16 protein-coding genes are annotated in these 16582 nt (G+C 43.9%); 3 read left to right on the top strand and 13 right to left on the bottom strand.

Annotated features, from left to right (window positions below; translation table 11 throughout):
- Window positions 1–13 precede the first annotated feature (13 nt).
- From GQF63_RS01385 to GQF63_RS01365, 5 genes are all read right to left on the bottom strand, one after another.
- Entirely contained in the window at window positions 14–1108 is a 1095-nt protein-coding gene (locus GQF63_RS01385; RefSeq protein WP_160367297.1) for a sensor histidine kinase, read from the bottom strand.
- 275 nt (window positions 1109–1383) lie between these two features.
- Entirely contained in the window at window positions 1384–1983 is a 600-nt protein-coding gene (locus GQF63_RS01380) for a hypothetical protein (RefSeq protein WP_160367296.1), read from the bottom strand.
- Window positions 1984–1985: 2 nt separating this feature from the next.
- On the bottom strand, window positions 1986–2546 hold the full coding sequence (locus tag GQF63_RS01375; protein ID WP_160367295.1) for a biliverdin-producing heme oxygenase: 561 nt from the start codon (window positions 2544–2546) through the stop codon (window positions 1986–1988).
- 15 nt (window positions 2547–2561) lie between these two features.
- Entirely contained in the window at window positions 2562–3266 is a 705-nt protein-coding gene (locus GQF63_RS01370; protein ID WP_160367294.1) for an HmuY family protein, read from the bottom strand.
- A gap of 4 nt (window positions 3267–3270) precedes the next feature.
- The gene (locus GQF63_RS01365) at window positions 3271–5619 is read right to left on the bottom strand and encodes a TonB-dependent receptor (protein WP_160367293.1); all 2349 of its coding nucleotides are present in this window, start codon (window positions 5617–5619) and stop codon (window positions 3271–3273) included.
- Between the two features lie 315 nt (window positions 5620–5934).
- On the opposite strand from GQF63_RS01365, the gene GQF63_RS01360 reads away from it, so the two are divergent.
- The 3 genes from GQF63_RS01360 to GQF63_RS01350 are packed head-to-tail and all read left to right on the top strand — an operon-like array spanning window position 5935 to window position 8665.
- The gene (locus GQF63_RS01360) at window positions 5935–6777 is read left to right on the top strand and encodes a heme/hemin ABC transporter substrate-binding protein (RefSeq protein WP_246163199.1); all 843 of its coding nucleotides are present in this window, start codon (window positions 5935–5937) and stop codon (window positions 6775–6777) included.
- Window positions 6737–7813: a FecCD family ABC transporter permease gene (locus tag GQF63_RS01355; RefSeq protein ID WP_246163197.1), complete on the top strand. Its 1077-nt coding sequence runs from the start codon at window positions 6737–6739 to the stop codon at window positions 7811–7813. The genes GQF63_RS01360 and GQF63_RS01355 overlap by 41 nt, the downstream gene beginning before the upstream one ends.
- Window positions 7814–7816: 3 nt before the next feature.
- Window positions 7817–8665 (top strand): heme ABC transporter ATP-binding protein, encoded by an 849-nt coding sequence (locus GQF63_RS01350; RefSeq protein ID WP_160367292.1) that lies wholly within the window; start codon window positions 7817–7819, stop codon window positions 8663–8665.
- A 1-nt stretch (window position 8666) separates the two neighbouring features.
- On the opposite strand, the gene GQF63_RS01345 is transcribed toward GQF63_RS01350, so the two are convergent.
- The 8 genes from GQF63_RS01345 to GQF63_RS01310 form a co-directional block, all read right to left on the bottom strand.
- Window positions 8667–9629, bottom strand: a complete 963-nt coding sequence (locus GQF63_RS01345) for a helix-turn-helix transcriptional regulator (protein WP_160367505.1) — start codon at window positions 9627–9629, stop codon at window positions 8667–8669.
- 159 nt (window positions 9630–9788) lie between these two features.
- Window positions 9789–10601: a siderophore-interacting protein gene (locus GQF63_RS01340; RefSeq protein WP_160367291.1), complete on the bottom strand. Its 813-nt coding sequence runs from the start codon at window positions 10599–10601 to the stop codon at window positions 9789–9791.
- A gap of 11 nt (window positions 10602–10612) precedes the next feature.
- Complete coding sequence (locus tag GQF63_RS01335) at window positions 10613–11554, bottom strand: siderophore ABC transporter substrate-binding protein (RefSeq protein ID WP_160367290.1); 942 nt, start codon at window positions 11552–11554, stop codon at window positions 10613–10615.
- 11 nt (window positions 11555–11565) lie between these two features.
- Window positions 11566–12348: an iron ABC transporter ATP-binding protein gene (locus GQF63_RS01330; RefSeq protein ID WP_160367289.1), complete on the bottom strand. Its 783-nt coding sequence runs from the start codon at window positions 12346–12348 to the stop codon at window positions 11566–11568.
- Window positions 12321–13274 carry an iron chelate uptake ABC transporter family permease subunit gene (locus tag GQF63_RS01325; RefSeq protein WP_160367288.1) on the bottom strand — a complete coding sequence of 318 codons (954 nt, stop codon included), beginning with the start codon at window positions 13272–13274 and terminating at the stop codon, window positions 12321–12323. Before GQF63_RS01325 ends, GQF63_RS01330 begins: the two co-directional genes overlap by 28 nt.
- The gene (locus tag GQF63_RS01320) at window positions 13271–14245 is read right to left on the bottom strand and encodes an ABC transporter permease (protein ID WP_212592424.1); all 975 of its coding nucleotides are present in this window, start codon (window positions 14243–14245) and stop codon (window positions 13271–13273) included. The genes GQF63_RS01325 and GQF63_RS01320 overlap by 4 nt, the downstream gene beginning before the upstream one ends.
- A gap of 91 nt (window positions 14246–14336) precedes the next feature.
- On the bottom strand, window positions 14337–15383 hold the full coding sequence (locus tag GQF63_RS01315; protein ID WP_160367287.1) for a YncE family protein: 1047 nt from the start codon (window positions 15381–15383) through the stop codon (window positions 14337–14339).
- Window positions 15370–16530: an alpha/beta hydrolase gene (locus tag GQF63_RS01310; RefSeq protein WP_160367286.1), complete on the bottom strand. Its 1161-nt coding sequence runs from the start codon at window positions 16528–16530 to the stop codon at window positions 15370–15372. Before GQF63_RS01310 ends, GQF63_RS01315 begins: the two co-directional genes overlap by 14 nt.
- Between the last annotated feature and the right edge of the window lie 52 nt (window positions 16531–16582).

The raw sequence follows: 16582 nt of genomic DNA, 5'->3' as shown, positions 1-16582 counted from the left end.
ATTCTGTGATGGTTTAGCTGTTCGGGAAAAAGAGCCGCACCTCTGTTCCTTTATTAATTTCACTCGATATATTTACCAAGCCATCCAAACGCTCCATAACGCGCTTCACAATAAAAAGGCCAATACCTTTCCCTTGAAAGCTAGACGAATTGGAACCGCGGTGCAAATGTTGGTATATATGCTGTATGTCTTGTTGAGGGATGCCCACCCCGTTGTCTTTAATATAATAAACGATGCCTTTATTGGTTTCCTCGCTATATATTTGGACGGTGGGGTTAGCAACAGAGGAACTATACTTAATCGCATTTCCGATGATATTGATAAAAACCTGCGATAATCCTCGCAAATCGCCATAAACAGGTAGTAATGTTCCTAATTTAATGTTGCTGGAAGTTGTTTGGTGGATCAACATGGCCTCTTCGCACCAAGGTTGAATTTTTGTAGAAATGTCTATTTGATCCTTTTTAATAATATAGGATCGCGCTTCACTGAGTTGCACGGTACGGTCGATGATGGTATTCAGGTCTTCCATGGCCTGGTCAATAATCTCATACCATTTTTCGCTGTTCTTCGTGTCATTCGCATTCTTGGTTTTAAGCCTGCTTATCCCTAAACGGGCAATGGAAAGCGGGTTTTTAGCATCATGCGCCAAGATGCTGGTAATCATTTCCAGATCTTTGTTAATAGAAAGCTGCTGTTCATGTTTTTCCAATAAGCGCTGCGCTTCTACCCGTGCAGTAACATCGATGGAAGTATGTAATATGGCATAGGTTTCCTGTTGCTCGTTAAGTAAGGGTTGGTATTCAAAATCAAAATAACGGGTGTGGAAGGTTTCGCCATCTAATATATCGGCAGGTGTATCTACAGCTTTGTAAGGAATGCCGGTTTGCCAAACTTTTTTTAAGATCGAAGAGAATCCCTCTTGCTTAAAATTGGGGAAAACATCACAGAAATTCTTCCCTATTATCGACTCTTCACTGCACCACATCTGTACCATAGCTTCATTGACATAGGCAATTTTTAAGTGTTCGTCGGTATAAATAGCGGTAGCTAAAGGAGAGGCATTTAAGATGTGAAATAAATGTGCTAATGGTTCAGTCGTCGGCATAGGTATATTTTAGAAATATAAGCTTTTACTAAACTAGGCAATTGATTTAGCAAATAGAAACATTATTATATAAAATTGAAGTGAAAAAAATACAAATCCCTAAACCGGGAGGTTTAGGGATTGTGGGATGATGGTTGTAAAAAAATACTAGAATTTATGCGTTTCTATACCCCTTGAACAGGGCAGATAACGCATTGTTCTAAGAAAGATAAAATCCAGTATTTATACGTTCATAGCGGTCCTTATTTCGGTATAAATACTTGTTTTATATGGGTTTATCTTACAAATTTTTTAACATTTATCTTGTAGTCAGCATTGCCTCTGGCCGCCGTAACGGAGGCTGCTTGGACAATATATAATTCATCAGCTTCTGCATTGAAGGCCGCTCCTTTATACATCACGATATAACGGTTTGCCGTAGGATAAACCGCATGATTATTTTTGTAATCGTAAATAATCCAGGTTGGTCCTGTTGCGGGTTGTCCGGCACTGGAAGCATCAATACTGAAAGCATCTGTTTTGTTGATGGTCAGCTTGCTGATTTCCTCGATGGTTAATTTCTCTAAAGAAGTGTTTTCTTTGTCGAAATAGCCCATTTTGTATTGGTCAGGTCTGGAGCTCTTTAAGGAAGATCCATACATTCCCGAGAAATGGACCATGCTATTTAAGCTGTCTTTGGTACTGTTCGTTTTGAAGTCGAAAAATACACGTTTTCCCGAGGGTACATTAAAGGCTGCCTCTTCGGTTTTGGCATCCTGCTCGGTGAATTTGGGTTTAATTTCTTTCTTGTCATCAGAACAAGAAGCCATTGCGCCAAGCAGCATACTAAATACAACGGCGCGCATGCCTAGCCTTGTCATTGGTTTTACATTCATGATTAAACGTTTATGGTGTTTTTGAAGGTTTGTCCGAACTGTTGGAAGGTTTCTTGCGCAGCAGAGATCGCCTCTACCATGTCAGCTTCTTCCGCAACTTCGGTATTGATTAACTGTGAAAATTCTGCCCATTTCTCACCAGATGCTTCACCATAGCCCTTAAAGAAATTAAAGCCATCGGCAATACCTTTTTGTTGCAACATCTTCACGATGTAAGGACCACCCATGATCGATCCTTCTAATACATATAAGGCGCCGATAGCTTGGTTTTTATTTTCTATGGTTGGCAATTGTGCCAAAGGCAATTCATCCCAAGAGAAGCCTAAGAGCTCTAGGTCTTTTTTGATGTCTTCGGCATTTCTACGGTTGGCACAGTACTGATCGAAACTACTCGGTAAATGAGCTTCGATACTAGCCTCTAGGGTTAAGAAATAGCTGTAAAAATATTTAAGCAACTCCGCGTAATCTTTATTGTTTTCGATCGCTTTGATACGGTAAATAACTTCCTTTTCTAATTCTTGGTGACCGTTTTTGGTTGCAGATTTGATTCTCTCGTTTAGCATAATGATTGTTTTTATTTAATATGTTTTTAGATTTTTACTGCCATCGGCTTGAATAAAGTAACGGAAAGTAAAATAGGGGGTAGCCCACTTTAAATCGGTTACTGCCGGTGGATTTCCTTTGTAGACATTGATAAGTTGCAGTTTGCCGTATTTACCGTTGGAAAGACGGAATACATACGTGCGATTGCTCGGTACTTGCACCAAATGCGATGTCGTGCTATAGTTATACCAACCCGGTGAGTCCTGGTCGGTAATCATGCCGATTTGGTACAGTTTACTTTGATCGAATTCCGCATCGGATGGTGCCGTTTGTACGCGGTCGTAATTTTCTTTGATTAAGACCATCTTGTGTTTAGAACCATTGCCCTGCCAGGCAACCGCTTGTTGCTCGCCATTGTTAATGTAGATACTGCTGTTGTAGAGACTGCTGAATACCAGGTCCCAATCGGTTTGGGGAAGGTATTTTGCAGAGTCGGCTTTGGTTTTTAACCACACTTGCTTTTGGTCGGAAAAACGGAACAGGAAACTGTGGAAATCACGTTTATCCTTGCCTGGCGCCGTATGGCCTACGGAGGCATCTACATCCCCGGCAAGATCCCTTACCCAGGTGCTTAATTTATCGCTGTTGTTTTCTTCCGGACCAATGTTTGATTTGCTGCAGCCTTGAAGGATAAGGACAAGGGCTGCCAGATAAACGAGTGTTTTTAACGGCTTCGTCATAGACTTAGTTTTTGATAAACCGGTAGGATAGGCCGATGCTACTCATGCGTCCTAACTGACCGGGGATTAAATAGTTAATGTAATTGCTGATGTTTTCCATGTTGAATCTGATGCTGAGCGGCGTTTTGCTGAACTTCTTCTCTACACCAGCGTGATAAAGGATGTGGTCTTCTACAAAGACATCGTACTTGTCGATGAACTGATTTCCATTGATGTCCATAAAGGGATATTTACCGCGGAATATAGCACGGGCATGGAACGTAAGCTGCCAAGGCGTATAGGCATAGCTTAGGCCCAGGTGAAACTGATGGCGAGATCGGTTCTCCAATCCCCAGTAATCGCTGGGTTTTACAGCATAGGAATTCCCTGTTTTCGGGTCGTGAATATTCTGGTTGTATGGCCATACATTGGCTTTTATACTATCGATTACCGATAGGTCTTTGGCAATAAGGTATTGATAGCCTGCATTGAAGTTTAAGCCTGCCATGAGCTTCACCTGGCTGTTGATTTCGATCCCTTTATTAACGGCTTGCGGTAGGTTTTGGAACGAGTAAATGGCCATATTGCGTTCGCCAGTAGCTACTTGCACGCTGTTGATCTGGTCGCGCATGCGGTGGTAGAATGCATTGACATCAATACTAGCATCTGCAAAAGGCTTATAACTGATTCCGGAATTCAGCGATATGTTTTTCTCTGCTTTAAGGGGCTGACTCAGCTTCTGAACTATTGCTTTCCTGATTTCTGATATCGTGCCTTCCTGTTCCATTTGCGCTAAAGTTTCGAGTAACACTTCGTTTCCAAGCACATAATAGTTCGCCGTGGGGTTGTAGAACACTTGATAACGGGTTCTGAAATCTGGTGCTTTAAAGCCTGAAGCTATGCCCGTTTTCCAGCTGAGTTGCTCACTCAAATGGATGTTGATTCCCATACTTGGGCTCAATTGGGAGCCGTAGTTCAAGGTGTGATCATAGCGAAGGCCCGCCGTAAATTGGGCTATGGATGGCCAGGTATAGCTTCCCTGGGCATACACTCCAAAGCTCGTTTGATCGCGCGTGTCCTGGTTGTTATTCACACTCATGGTCTCCAATTGGCCAACAGCACCCAAGGTAAACTGTAGATTAGATCCATGATAGGCTGCCTGCTGTTCCAGCTTGTGGATGTTTTGGTTGAAGTGGTCGCTGCTTAAGGAGCTTTGGCTTGCTTGATACTGCACATCAATGGCGGAACGATAGGTGGAGAAGTAATAGTTGGACAAGGATTTCCATCGGGAATTCCATTTTTTATCGAAGCTAAGGGAGCTGTTTAAGTCCAGTTCTTCCTGTTGATCAAGGATTTCATGATCGGCTCCATACTTACGTGTCATTTCCGAAAAGCGTTGATTGAGCCGCATATTAAGCCCTAAGAATTGCTGCGGGCTGCCTAGTTGATGTCTAATTTTCCCTTGCAGAGCATAATTTGTGTATGGAGGAATCGTAGTTCCTGCCTCCATATATCGCTTGTTATTATTGAACCCTGCGGTTCTATAATAGTTTCCCGAGAGTAATACATAGCCTTTATTTTGGTTGAAGTTTGATTCTGCTTCTGCGGTGAAGTCCAGCGTTTCGTAAGAGCCATAGCTGCCCTGCAGGTGCACCTGAGGGTGGCTGCTGCCAAAACGCGTGATGATGTTAATGGCACCCCCTAAGGCATCATTGCCATACAGACAGGAGGAAGCCCCTTTAATAATCTCAATCCGCTCGATATTGGAGACTTGAATTCTGGAAAGATCCAGGTTACCAGATTGCCGTCCTAGCACAGGTTGTCCATCGATGAGTACCATGATGTACTGGCTGGACAGTCCTTGAATCTGCACGCCTGTGGAGCGAGAACCGCCGGAGATATTATTAACGATGGCCATACCGGTTTGCTCGCGCAGCACTTCATCCAGACGTCTGCTACCTAGCAAGTCTAAGGCTTTGCGATCGATCACTGTAACAGGCATGGAAGCATGTAAGGGATTGATAAGCGTCGGCCTTTTCGTTACCTCCGCTTGAACACTTACTTCCTCAATCAGGTTAGCTGATTTTTCTAATTGGAAGCGATGTACTTTCGTTTTCTGTTGAAAATCTATTTTACCGCTAATCATGTCATAGCCTACTGCCGATAGCTGATATTGGTATTCGCCGAGGTAGAGTTTCCTGGTTTGGAAGAATCCCTTAGCATCGGTACTTGCACTGATGTAATCGGGTTGAAAAATGATATTTGCATTGGCAATGGGCTTACCCAAGCTGTCTATCACATACCCTTGGATACTGGCCTTTTCTTGAGAAAAGCCATACAGGGGGATGCAGTGACAAACGAGGATGATAAGCATTCGGTAAAATGTATATGGTAATCGCACTTATTTATATTAGTTCTAAATAATACTGCAATATTCCCCATTCTTGCTGACAAAATCTTTATTCAAAGTGTAGTTTGATTTGTTCGAAGTGTAGGTTTTTTTGTTTAAAAACGATTATTTTGATTAACTACAAGAAAATGGCGAAAGAGCTAACTTATTGATTTTTAGTCTTAAAAGAATATTGCCAATTTATATACTTATTGTTTAAGTTGAATTATTTTGTTATTACGCTAGTTTGGAATTAGTATAAATAAGTAGTCTATTTGTGCAAATCATTGATGAAACAATATGAATATTTTGAAACCCCTAAGAGCCGCAGGACTATTAATGTTCCTGATTTTTATTGGATTTACTAGTTATGGACAATCGTATAAACGTATTATCAGTTTAAGTGGCGCCATTACCGAGGTGGTTGATGCCTTAGGCTTAGGCGAGCAACTGGTAGCTACCGATATCACCAGTGATTACCCCGCCTATATCAACAAAATCCCGAAAGTAAGCCGGAACCGCTCGGTAGGTATTGAGTCGATCAGTTCCTTCCGTCCAGACGTGGTATTGGCTTTGGAAGGGGAGCTAAGCCCGGAATTACAACAGCAACTAAAAGCCTTAAAGATTCCTTTCTTTTTGTTTAAGCAAGACTTTAGTAAGAATGGTCTTTTTTCGTTTATTAAAGCCGTAGGAAAAGGACTTAACCGTGTAGAAGAAGGCAATAAGCTGGTTGCGAAAGTAAGCAAAGAGTTGAGTGGTATTCGTAAAGTAGCGGCAGCCTCGCAACAGAAAATCTTGTTTATTTATGCACGTGGAGCAGGCTACATGAGTGTATCTGGCCAGGGCACTTCCATTGATGCAGTTATCAAAGATGCCGGCCATCAGAATGCAATGAAAGGATTTGAAGGATTTAAAACCTATAATACAGAAGCTTTAGTGGCTGCCAATCCCGATGTGATCCTCTTGTTTGAATTTGGAAAGTCTAGCTTAGGCGGCGATGAAGGGATCTTAAAAATGCCAGGGGTAAAACTTACCAACGCCGGTAAAAATAATAAGATTGTTTCCATGGATGCGACCCTGCTAAATAACTATAGCGTGAGACTTGCCCAAGCGATTAGCCAACTTCAACAGCTTGTTCGATAGGATGAAGAATACCGCATTTTATTTGGGCCTGTTGGCCTTACTTGCTTGTACCATCATCATTTCGCTAGGAATGGGGGCCTTGCATATTCCTTTTTTTGAAGTTGTCCGGCTCTTGTTCCAGCCGTTCAGCAAACTTCCATTAACAGAAGATGATACCTTATTACGTAATGTGCTGATGGAAATTCGGGTGCCCAGGATTCTATTCTGCACCTTGATTGGTGCCGTATTAGGAATCACAGGAACGGCTATCCAAGGAATTTTCAGAAACCCACTGGCCGAGCCAGGACTAATCGGGATATCTGCCGGGGCATCTTTTTTTGCGGCCCTTTCCATTGTCTTTGAGACTTCCCTTATTGCATTATTAGGGACGGCTGTAAGTCTGTATCTCTTGTCTTTTTCGGCCTTTATCGGGGCAGTTATCGCGGTTATTGTAGTGTTCACTATTTCGGTGGTGAATGGAAAATCGAATATTGCTACCATGATCTTAGCGGGTATTGCCATTAATGCCTTGGCCGGAGCGGCTACGGGCTTAATGAGCTATATGGCCTCCGAACAGCAGTTGCGAAACATTACCTTCTGGTCTTTAGGAAGTATGGCAGGCGCCACGTGGGATAGCGCGAAAGTACTCGCAGTCATCAGTATCTCTGCCGTTATTCCGCTCTTGTTTTTTGGGAAATCGCTCAACCTTTTTTCCTTGGGCGAATCGCAAGCAGAGATGATGGGGGTGAGCACCAGACGCCTAAAGATATGGGTGGTGCTATTTTCCACCTTGGCAGTAGGGGTATCGGTTGCTTTTTCAGGAATTATCGCCTTTGTGGGGCTGCTCGTGCCGCACACCTTACGCCTCATCGGTACGGTGGATAATCGTTTTTTATTGCCAGCATCTTTAATCGCCGGCGCCATTGTTTTGAATTTGGCAGATCTCCTAGCCCGTACTATCATACAACCGTTAGAGCTGCCCATTGGTGTTGTGACCGCCCTGGTTGGCGCGCCTGTCTTTTTAGCTATTCTAATTCGAGAAAAACGAAAACTGTAAATTATGATACATATTCAATCGCTAAACTATGCTGTAAAAAGCAGAACCATTATTAAGGATCTGAACTTATTTGTAGATAAAGGGGAGTTTGTAAGTATTATCGGTGCGAATGGTGCGGGTAAGAGCTCCTTATTAAAACTGATAGCAGGGGAGTGGAAGCCTGATTCCGGCGAGTTACGCATGCGTGGCGAAAGCCTCCACAGCTTGAGCATGAAGGAGATGGCCAAGTTTCGGGGCTACCTTCATCAGAGTAACAGCATGGATATTCCTTTTACGGTGGAAGAGATTGTTGCCATGGGACGTTATCAGCATCGGGCAACAGGATTGGATGAGGCGATTGTTGCCGAGTGCATGACCTTATGCTCGCTGGATCATCTTCGGACGCGTTCTATTCGTGAGCTCTCCGGAGGTGAGCAGCAACGTGTTCATTTTGCGCGCGTATTGGCGCAACTATGGGATGTGGAAGGCGGCGTTTTACTATTGGATGAGCCTATTTCCAATATGGATATCCAATATCAGCATCAGACTTTAGCCATTGCCAAATCTCTATGCAAAATAGGATTTACGGTTATCGCCGTACTGCACGATCTGAATCTGGTGGCTCAGTACAGCGATCGGGTGCTGATGATGAAGTCCGGAAGGGCTTGGTGGTATGGCATTCCGAATGAGGTATTCAAGCAGCAACATATCTATACCATCTTTGGCATTGATAGCCATACGCAGGTAAATCCGAAGAATTTAGTGACCCAAGTGGAGGTGGTTCCCTTAGTTTATGATATCCATGAGATTAACAGTTTCCATCGGCAGCAGCGCGAGGAAGATCGTGTGCTGGTAGATTCGGTAATCAGTTAGGTTAATTATTCCGGAAAATCTCACTCGGCAAGATGCCGTAATAACGTTTGAAGGCGTGGGTAAAGCTTGCCTGATGTTTGAATCCGACCAAGGTGCCAACTTCATACATGTTTTTACCCTCGTCTAAAATCAATCTTTTGGCTTCTTCCATGCGCAGGCGCGTAATGAAATGGTAAATCGTGGTGCCGAAATATTTCTTAAAACCGGTTCGGAGTTTAAACTCATTCAGCAAGACAATCTTAGAAAGTTGTTTATGTGTCGGCGGTTCTACGAATTGCTGCGTCAGTAATTTCTTGGCTTCTTCCAGCTTGACGATATCCTCGGTCTTCACTTCTTCGACTTCCTTTTCAGAAACCAATCCAAACTGTTCGAACTGATACATAATCAGTTCCAGCACCTTCGCATTGGTGAAGATCTGCTTAAGTTCTTTCTTTTCTTTTACCTTATTCAGTTCCTCAATGGTATGCAACATTTCCAGTGTCGCTGGAAGATCTTCATCGAAAATTGAGGTTCGATGTTGCTGATTCATCCGTTGTTTAAACTGATCTTGTAAAGGATTGTAAATCGTAACCAGGTTATGGTAAAAGCTCGGTGTCATCACCAGCAGCACGTATAGGCATTTTTGCTTCTCCGGAACCAGATGCTCCTCGAGTAAGGAAGGGATATAGCGGATGTTATGTTTGGAGAAGATGGGTTTTCCTTGCGGATTGAGGCTGAATACAAACTGACTAACAATAGCTTCCTGATCGATTTCTGCCTGAATGATCATTGCCTCATTGAAGAGCATTTCCGCTTGAATAATAAAAATCCCCTTACTCAGAATTTGGTAAGTGGATATGCTGATGGGGTATTTATTGATGCTCACCTGTTTCTCCGACAGGGTGGTGTGCAGGTTCGGATCTTCAGAGAGTTCTTCCCAGAATAGCCATTCATTATGCTCTTTTATCTTCGCCTTTATGATCATCGTCAAGGCAAAGATATGACTTATTTATAATAATTCTAAATAAGATGCTATTATTCTCGAAAATTCCCTGAAATGGGACCGGAGGGTCAAGCATCAAGACGCTCCGATCCACAGTTTCAGGTTCAGCTATACAGCTGGGTCAACTACAAGTAAGCACGACTAGCTTTCCTTTTCCAAACGCCGTTCGGCGGCAGAAAAATCCTCCGCTAGTCCAGCCTTCCAATACGAAAAGGCATAATATTGTTGATTAGGCCAGTACAAGTCTTCTTGAAAATACTGCCTTAATTCTTTCACCGTGCTGTATTCAGCGGCCACATACGCAAAAGGGATGTACTCTTCGGGAATTTCCACCTCCTTGGCTAAGGGCGCCAGGATGCTACCTCGTTCCGGATGCCCATTGAGAAGCCATTGAAATTCAAAGCCCGGATGCGTCAGCTCCGGATGGATATCCGCTTCGCTTGGAATTTCTATCAGGCAGTATCCCTTGGCGTCGGCCGGCAAACTTTCCAGGATGCAGCAGATGACCGGAATAGCCGTAGCATCGCCAATCAGAAAATACCAATCTGCTTGTTGGTAGTGTGGCGTTTTCTTTATTTTCATGGCTACACCAAGCTGATCGCCATGGACGGCATGTCGGGCCCAGGCCGAAGCCGGACCATTATCACCATGATCGATAAAGTCGATGGCAATTTCCTTGGTCTGCGGATCTATAGATCGGTGGGTATAGGTTCTAACAATAGGCCGAGCATCCTCTTTCGGATAGCGCCAAGCCCCTAATTCGGGATCGAATTCAGGAAAGAGCACATCCTTACAACCTGCAGGGGGAATGAATATTTTGTTATTTGCCCCCAAGGTACATTGGTCAAAAGCGATATTTTCATCTGCACGTAGCTTTATCCGAATGTAATGAGGCGTAATCCATTCCTTGCCGGATACTTCAAACACATATTTAGCAATTTTTGGTCTTTCCATTTTATTCTTCCTTAGTTAACTTGTGTATTAATGTCTTCTAACATCTTGGAGAAAGAGAGTAAGCCACCCCCGGAGATGTACCATACTTCCGGATTCATATAAAAAATCTTTCCATTTTTATAGGCTTTCGTCTGTTTTACCAGGGTGTTTTCCACGTCATCTTTATTGGCCGGTTTGCCCATTACGGCTGCATTGCGGTCTACGATGAAGAGATAATCGGGGTTTGATTCGGCGATGAGTTCGTTTGAAATCCGTTGGCCATGCACCGATTCCCCTTCCAAATCCAGCACAGGTTTGATGTGCAATACATCGTGAATAAATCCAAAGCGGGATCCCTTGCCATAGGCCGAGAACTTCCCGTTATTGAACAAGAGGAATAAGGCTTTATTCGGGTCGGCAGCAAAGCGCTTTTGTTCGGCGGCAATTTTGTGTTGGATAGAATCCAGCTTCGTATTCACCAGGTCTTCTTTATCGAAAATCTGCCCGATAAGTTTGCTGTTTTTAATGAAGGATGCTAAGTAATCCTTAGGGTCAATACCCACGTAAATCGTCGGTGCGATAGCTTTCAATTCTTCATAAAACCGCTCTTGTCGTGCGGATATTAATATTAAATCCGGTGCTACGGCGGCAATGGCTTCCAGATCCGGTTCTTTAATCGATCCCGCATCCTGAATACTATTGTTTTTTTCGAGGATTTTCAGGTACTTCGGCAGGTTCTTTTTGCATATAGCTGCCGGTTTAATCCCCAATTCGTAGAGGGTTTCCAGGGCGCCTACATCCAGTGCAACCACCTTCTTAGGGATGAAGTTCACCGTTGTTGTCCCTAATTTATGGGTAACTTGCAGGGTGTCTTTATCAGCATGGACGCGTTCGCCTCCATTGAGATTGCATCCTGTGAGCGATAGTATGACACTGCATACTATGGCGAGGATTGAAAGGTTCTTTTTAATCATGATACGCTTTTTTAAAGGTTAAAATAATTGCAGATGAGCTTGTCGTTTCGATCGATAATATCGAAGTCTATTTCAAAAATATCGCGCAGAACATTGGATTGAATAATCTGATTGGTTTTATCGTGCTGCACAATTTCTCCATTTTTTAGCGCGATGATAAAGTCGGAGTACTGCGCGGCGAAATTGATTTCATGGATCACCAGGATAACGGTTTTCCCCAGTTCATCCACCAAGCGGCGTAAGGTCTTCATCACATGCACGCTATGCTTCATATCCAGGTTGTTTAAGGGTTCATCCAACAAGATGTAATCGGTGTCCTGGGCAATAATCATCGAGATAAACGCACGTTGCCTCTGGCCACCACTCAATTCATCGAGATAGGCATCAGCCAAGGATTCCAATTCGGTAAAACGAATGGCGTTCTGTACGGCCTCCTTGTCTTCGCTGCTCAGGCGACCCTGACTATAGGGAAAGCGCCCAAAGGACACCAGGTCTTCCACGGTCAGTTTCAGATCCAAATGATTGGACTGCCGCAGGATAGCCAATTTCTTGGCGAGGTCTTGTCCTTTGTAGCTACCGATGTTTTTATCAAAGAAACTCACCTTTCCGCCATCCTGCTTCAACAGGCGGCTCAATATGGCCAGCAAGGTGCTTTTTCCGGCACCATTGGGTCCAATCAAGGAGGTAATTTTACCATGGGCAATCTCCGCTGAAATCGCGTTCAGCACGATTTTCTCGCCATAGTGTTTATGGATATCCTGAAAGGTTAAGTAATCTTTTTGCGAGTCGACCATAATAAATACAAAAAATATAAACCACCAATAAAGTTGATCACAATACTGACGGTGGTTGAAAATTGAAAGATATGTTCAATAAGAAATTGGCCGGCTACCAGGCATAAGCAAGAGATCAGGCAGCAGACGGTAAGCATGGCTGGGTGCTTCCGATTGGGGAATAACTCATAGGTCAGGTTACAGACCAGAATCCCCAAAAAGGTAATGGGCCCCACCAATGCGGTAGATACCGATACCAGCAAAGAAATAACCAGCATAAAGCGACGAACCAAGCCTTGGTAATTTAAGCCAAGGTTGATGGCATGATCGCGGCCAAGCGCAATGACATCCAGGTATTTAATGTAAAAGCTGGCGTAAATCAAGGTGGCCAATAAGGTGATACTCGCAATACTTAGCAGCTTCGTATTCATCTTACTAAAGGACACAAACATAAAGTTCTGGATCACCGTGAACTCGTTCGGATCGATCAGGATTTGCATAAACTGGCTGAAGGTTTGAAACAGCGTGCCCATCACAATACCAGATAGCAGGAGGTAGAGCATACCCAGCTTGGAGCGACGGAACATAAACAGGTACATCAGCAAGGAAAAGCCCATCATCAAGAGCACGGCATAGAAGAAGTTATTCTGCTCGGTAATAACCTGAAAGGTCTTGTCGCCATAAATAAAAACGATGACCGTTTGAAACAAAATAAAGATAGACTCATAGCCCATAATGGCGGGCGTAAGGATCCTGTTCTGACTTAGGGTTTGAAATACTAAAGAAGAGAAGCCCACACTCACCCCGACGACTAACATGCTTGCCAGTCGAATGCTGCGTTTATGAATCATATAATCCTGCGAGAGGTCAATTTCAAACAGCAGGAATAAGGCAATAATACCAACTAAGGATGCGAGTAATAAGCTAAGCTTAAGGGACGTTCTCATTTCTTCCTCCTTAATATTAGAACCAGAAATAAGATGCCCCCAATAATGCCTACGGTCATGCCAATGGGCACCTCAAAGGGGTATACCAATAGTCGACTAAGGATATCGCAGAACAGCAAAAAGCTAGCACCTGTATAAGCAATTATCGGCAAGGTTCTTCGCAGGTTATCGCCGTAAATTAAGCTCAACAGGTTAGGCACGATCAGCCCGATAAAGGGGATGGCTCCAACGGTAACAACCGAGCTGCTGACTACCAAGGCGATGATGAATAAACCCATGTAAACAATGCTGTAATAGGGGAGTCCTAAATTTTTCGCAAAGGAGGGTCCTAATCCGGCAATGGTAATCCGGTCGGCGTAGAAATAAATCAGAACGACCGCTGGCAGAATTAGAAATACCGTTTCATATTGCCCTTGTAAAACCGATGAGAAATCGCCTAACATCCATTCCTGCGTATTTTGTACAATGCCATGCTTATAGGCAAAGAAGGTGGATATGGCAGATAGGATGTTCCCGAACATCAGCCCTACTAGGGGGATGTATATGGTGTTTTTGATGTTTACTTTACTAATAAAGCCGATAAATAAAAGCGATGCTAAAAAGGTAAATAGCATGGCAAAGCTCATCTTCATCATTAAGGGAACTTCCGGAATAAAGATGATGCTGAATAAGATGCCCATTTTAGCGGCTTCTAAGGTGCCGGCGGTGGTCGGCGAGACGAACTTATTCTGCGATAAATGCTGGAATACAAAGCCAGCCAAGCTGAGGCCGGCCCCCACGAACAGGAGAGCTAAGGTGCGGGGAATTCTACTGATGATAAAAAATAAGGCTTGCTCTTTATCGCTAAACAAGCTGGCGAAGCTGATGTCTTTGATGCCGGTAAAGAGAGATATCCAGATCAAGAGTAAAAGCAGGCCTATGGCTGCACCTGTAATAATTAATTTATAGGGAATTGATTCTTTAAAATTCAATGTTGTTAAATGCGTCTTGCTTTTTTCTTTTGCGGAGAAAAAGGAGCCCCTACCTCCGTTGTAGAAAAGGATAGGGGCTGGGGATGATGGATTATTTAATTTTGGTAATGGTGTCTCCTTGAGGGTCGGCGACAGCTGTTTGATTTGTAGCCTGTCGGCCTCCTTTTTGTTTATTTAATACATAAGCTTTTCCGGTTTTTGGGTGAATCTTAACATGGTTCGGATGGGAACCCGTCTTTAGATCGGCTAAAACTTCAAAGCTTTCCGCATCGATTACTGTGGTGCTTCCGCTTTGTCGGTTCGCACTATAAATACGCTTTTTAATCGGATCATAGGCGATACCTATGGCACCATTTCCAGTGGGAATGCTTTTCAGCAGCGCCCCATTTGGGCTCAACACAGTTATCGTTCCTGATTTCTGATTGGCAACAAACAGCTGCTTGCCATCTGTGGTAATATTGACCGGGCTTTCTCCGGCGGAGGAAAATTGCATTTCCACTGTTTTGCTTTGGGTGTTCACTTTATAAATCGCGTTTTCACCCATCACCGTCAGGTATATATAATCTTTGTTTCCTAAGAAGCACATGCCTGTGGCGGATTTCCCAAGGCCTTCAATATGGCCGAGGAAGCTATTGGTTTTCCCGTCGATGATCCAGATTCTGCTGGGTTCACCTACATCGCTAACATAAATGAGGTTTCGATCTTCATCCACGATAATTTCGCGTGTATGGGAGTTTTTATCGCCGTTTTTTATGGTCGCAATAAGTTTTCCAGATGCCAGGTCTATGGCACTTACCGAATTTGTTCGGGTATTGCTGGTGTAGGCGATATTCGTTTTCTGATTGATGGCGATGCCGTAGGGAGGGTTTTCCTGCAGGCTGATGGTATCCACGATCGCCAGGCTGTTGCCGTCTATTTTATAGAGGGCTCCATTTGCGGCATGGCGTGTGCCAACGCCGGTTACATAGATAAAGCCATCGTTGTTGTTGATAATTGCTTCATAGATTCCGGAGCCTGCTTTTGCCGTGTTCACGACTTCTTGTGCCATGGCTGGCGTTGCGCAGCTGGCCAGGAGGAAACTCAGCATATAAGTATGCTTGCTGATGAGGCTGTATATATTCAATTTAATGAAGGTCATGTGCTTTATGGATTAGTGTTAACTGTTCTTGCCAATACTTAAAAAAGTCTACAAAGGCCTTTTGCCAATAAAAGGCGCCGTGTTTTCCTTGCTCATTCCATGAAAAAGAGATGGTTCCAGGATACTGATCGGTTAACCAATCGTTATAGTGCTCCAGGTCTCTTAACATGTTACTCGGTTTGTGATCCCGATTATTTCTGATTTCGCGAGAGCCGATATAGAAGTAAAGCTGTTGCTGTACATAGAGATCGGCATGCTCATTCAGGCTGTTTGATGAGAATTCGTATAATTTCTCCTCATCCATCCATATCGATGGTGAGAAGGCGCCTATCCAACCAAAAACTTCGGGGTATTTGATGCCAGCATAGAGGCTAATTAACCCGCCTAAGGAACTACCGAGCATCGCGGTGTGCTGGCTGTCGGGCAGGGTTCTATACTGTTTATCTATGAAGGGCTTGAGCACCTCCACAATGTCTTCTAAATACAGAAAGCCTTTTGCATCCTGTATTTCTTCACTGTTATGTACCATGTACTCCTGCTCGCGTAAGCGAAAGGTTCGGGCATGATAAATGGCTACGACAATGGCTTGTTCTGTAGCTTGATTGATTGTTTCGTCCACTTGCCATTCAATGGGACCGGATCGGCCTACGGAGGTGGCTTCATCAAAAACATGCTGCCCGTCGTGCATATACAGCACCGGGTATCGCTTTTGATGCTGTGCATAGTTTGCCGGTAGGTATATCAGGACTTTTCGGTACACATCCAGGTTGGGGAAAAAGAAATGCTCATCCAGGATATGCACTTCTTTGCTGGCGGTACTGGCGGGGAAATCATCTCTCCAGGCCTCGATGGTTAGGGCGAGTTCAGATTCTTTGGAATGGTTGAGGATGACGGGGTCGGCCAGTTTACCTGCTGGGCTAGCAAAGAGGTTGTGCCATTGTCCTCGAGATAATTTAAGCTCCCATTCGCCGGCTTTTAAGGCCTCCAAATCGGCGTTTAAGGTTTCGCCTACTGCTGGTATCTTCCCGAGGTAAATATGCTCCTGCGACCAATTGTTGAAGCTTCCACAAAGGTAGAGGTCTTCGCCAATATGTGTTGGGCACTGGTTACTGATTTGAAAATGAATCGGGAAGAATTTCTGGGCCATATCAGCTGGGGTTTTAAAAGCCTTCGACATTATTGTCACATGCTAATTTAGA

It is taken from the genome of Sphingobacterium humi (assembly GCF_009768885.1).
Classification (GTDB): domain Bacteria; phylum Bacteroidota; class Bacteroidia; order Sphingobacteriales; family Sphingobacteriaceae; genus Sphingobacterium; species Sphingobacterium humi.
The sequence above is the reverse complement of the archived record's forward strand: the minus strand, read 5'-3'. Positions and strand labels throughout refer to the sequence as shown.

Excerpts from the sequence above, each read along its gene's own strand:
- GQF63_RS01375 (WP_160367295.1), bottom strand. The coding sequence starts at position 2,546 with ATGCTAAACGAGAGAATCAAATCTGCAACCAAAAACGGTCACCAAGAA.
- GQF63_RS01325 (WP_160367288.1), bottom strand. The coding sequence starts at position 13,274 with ATGAGAACGTCCCTTAAGCTTAGCTTATTACTCGCATCCTTAGTTGGT.
- GQF63_RS01330 (WP_160367289.1), bottom strand. The coding sequence starts at position 12,348 with ATGGTCGACTCGCAAAAAGATTACTTAACCTTTCAGGATATCCATAAA.
- GQF63_RS01335 (WP_160367290.1), bottom strand. The coding sequence starts at position 11,554 with ATGATTAAAAAGAACCTTTCAATCCTCGCCATAGTATGCAGTGTCATA.
- GQF63_RS01350 (WP_160367292.1), top strand. The coding sequence starts at position 7,817 with ATGATACATATTCAATCGCTAAACTATGCTGTAAAAAGCAGAACCATT.
- GQF63_RS01310 (WP_160367286.1), bottom strand. The coding sequence starts at position 16,530 with ATGGCCCAGAAATTCTTCCCGATTCATTTTCAAATCAGTAACCAGTGC.
- GQF63_RS01340 (WP_160367291.1), bottom strand. The coding sequence starts at position 10,601 with ATGGAAAGACCAAAAATTGCTAAATATGTGTTTGAAGTATCCGGCAAG.
- GQF63_RS01380 (WP_160367296.1), bottom strand. The coding sequence starts at position 1,983 with ATGAATGTAAAACCAATGACAAGGCTAGGCATGCGCGCCGTTGTATTT.
- GQF63_RS01315 (WP_160367287.1), bottom strand. The coding sequence starts at position 15,383 with ATGACCTTCATTAAATTGAATATATACAGCCTCATCAGCAAGCATACT.
- GQF63_RS01370 (WP_160367294.1), bottom strand. The coding sequence starts at position 3,266 with ATGACGAAGCCGTTAAAAACACTCGTTTATCTGGCAGCCCTTGTCCTT.
- GQF63_RS01385 (WP_160367297.1), bottom strand. The coding sequence starts at position 1,108 with ATGCCGACGACTGAACCATTAGCACATTTATTTCACATCTTAAATGCC.
- GQF63_RS01345 (WP_160367505.1), bottom strand. The coding sequence starts at position 9,629 with ATGATCATAAAGGCGAAGATAAAAGAGCATAATGAATGGCTATTCTGG.
- GQF63_RS01365 (WP_160367293.1), bottom strand. The coding sequence starts at position 5,619 with ATGCTTATCATCCTCGTTTGTCACTGCATCCCCCTGTATGGCTTTTCT.
- GQF63_RS01360 (WP_246163199.1), top strand. The coding sequence starts at position 5,935 with ATGAATATTTTGAAACCCCTAAGAGCCGCAGGACTATTAATGTTCCTG.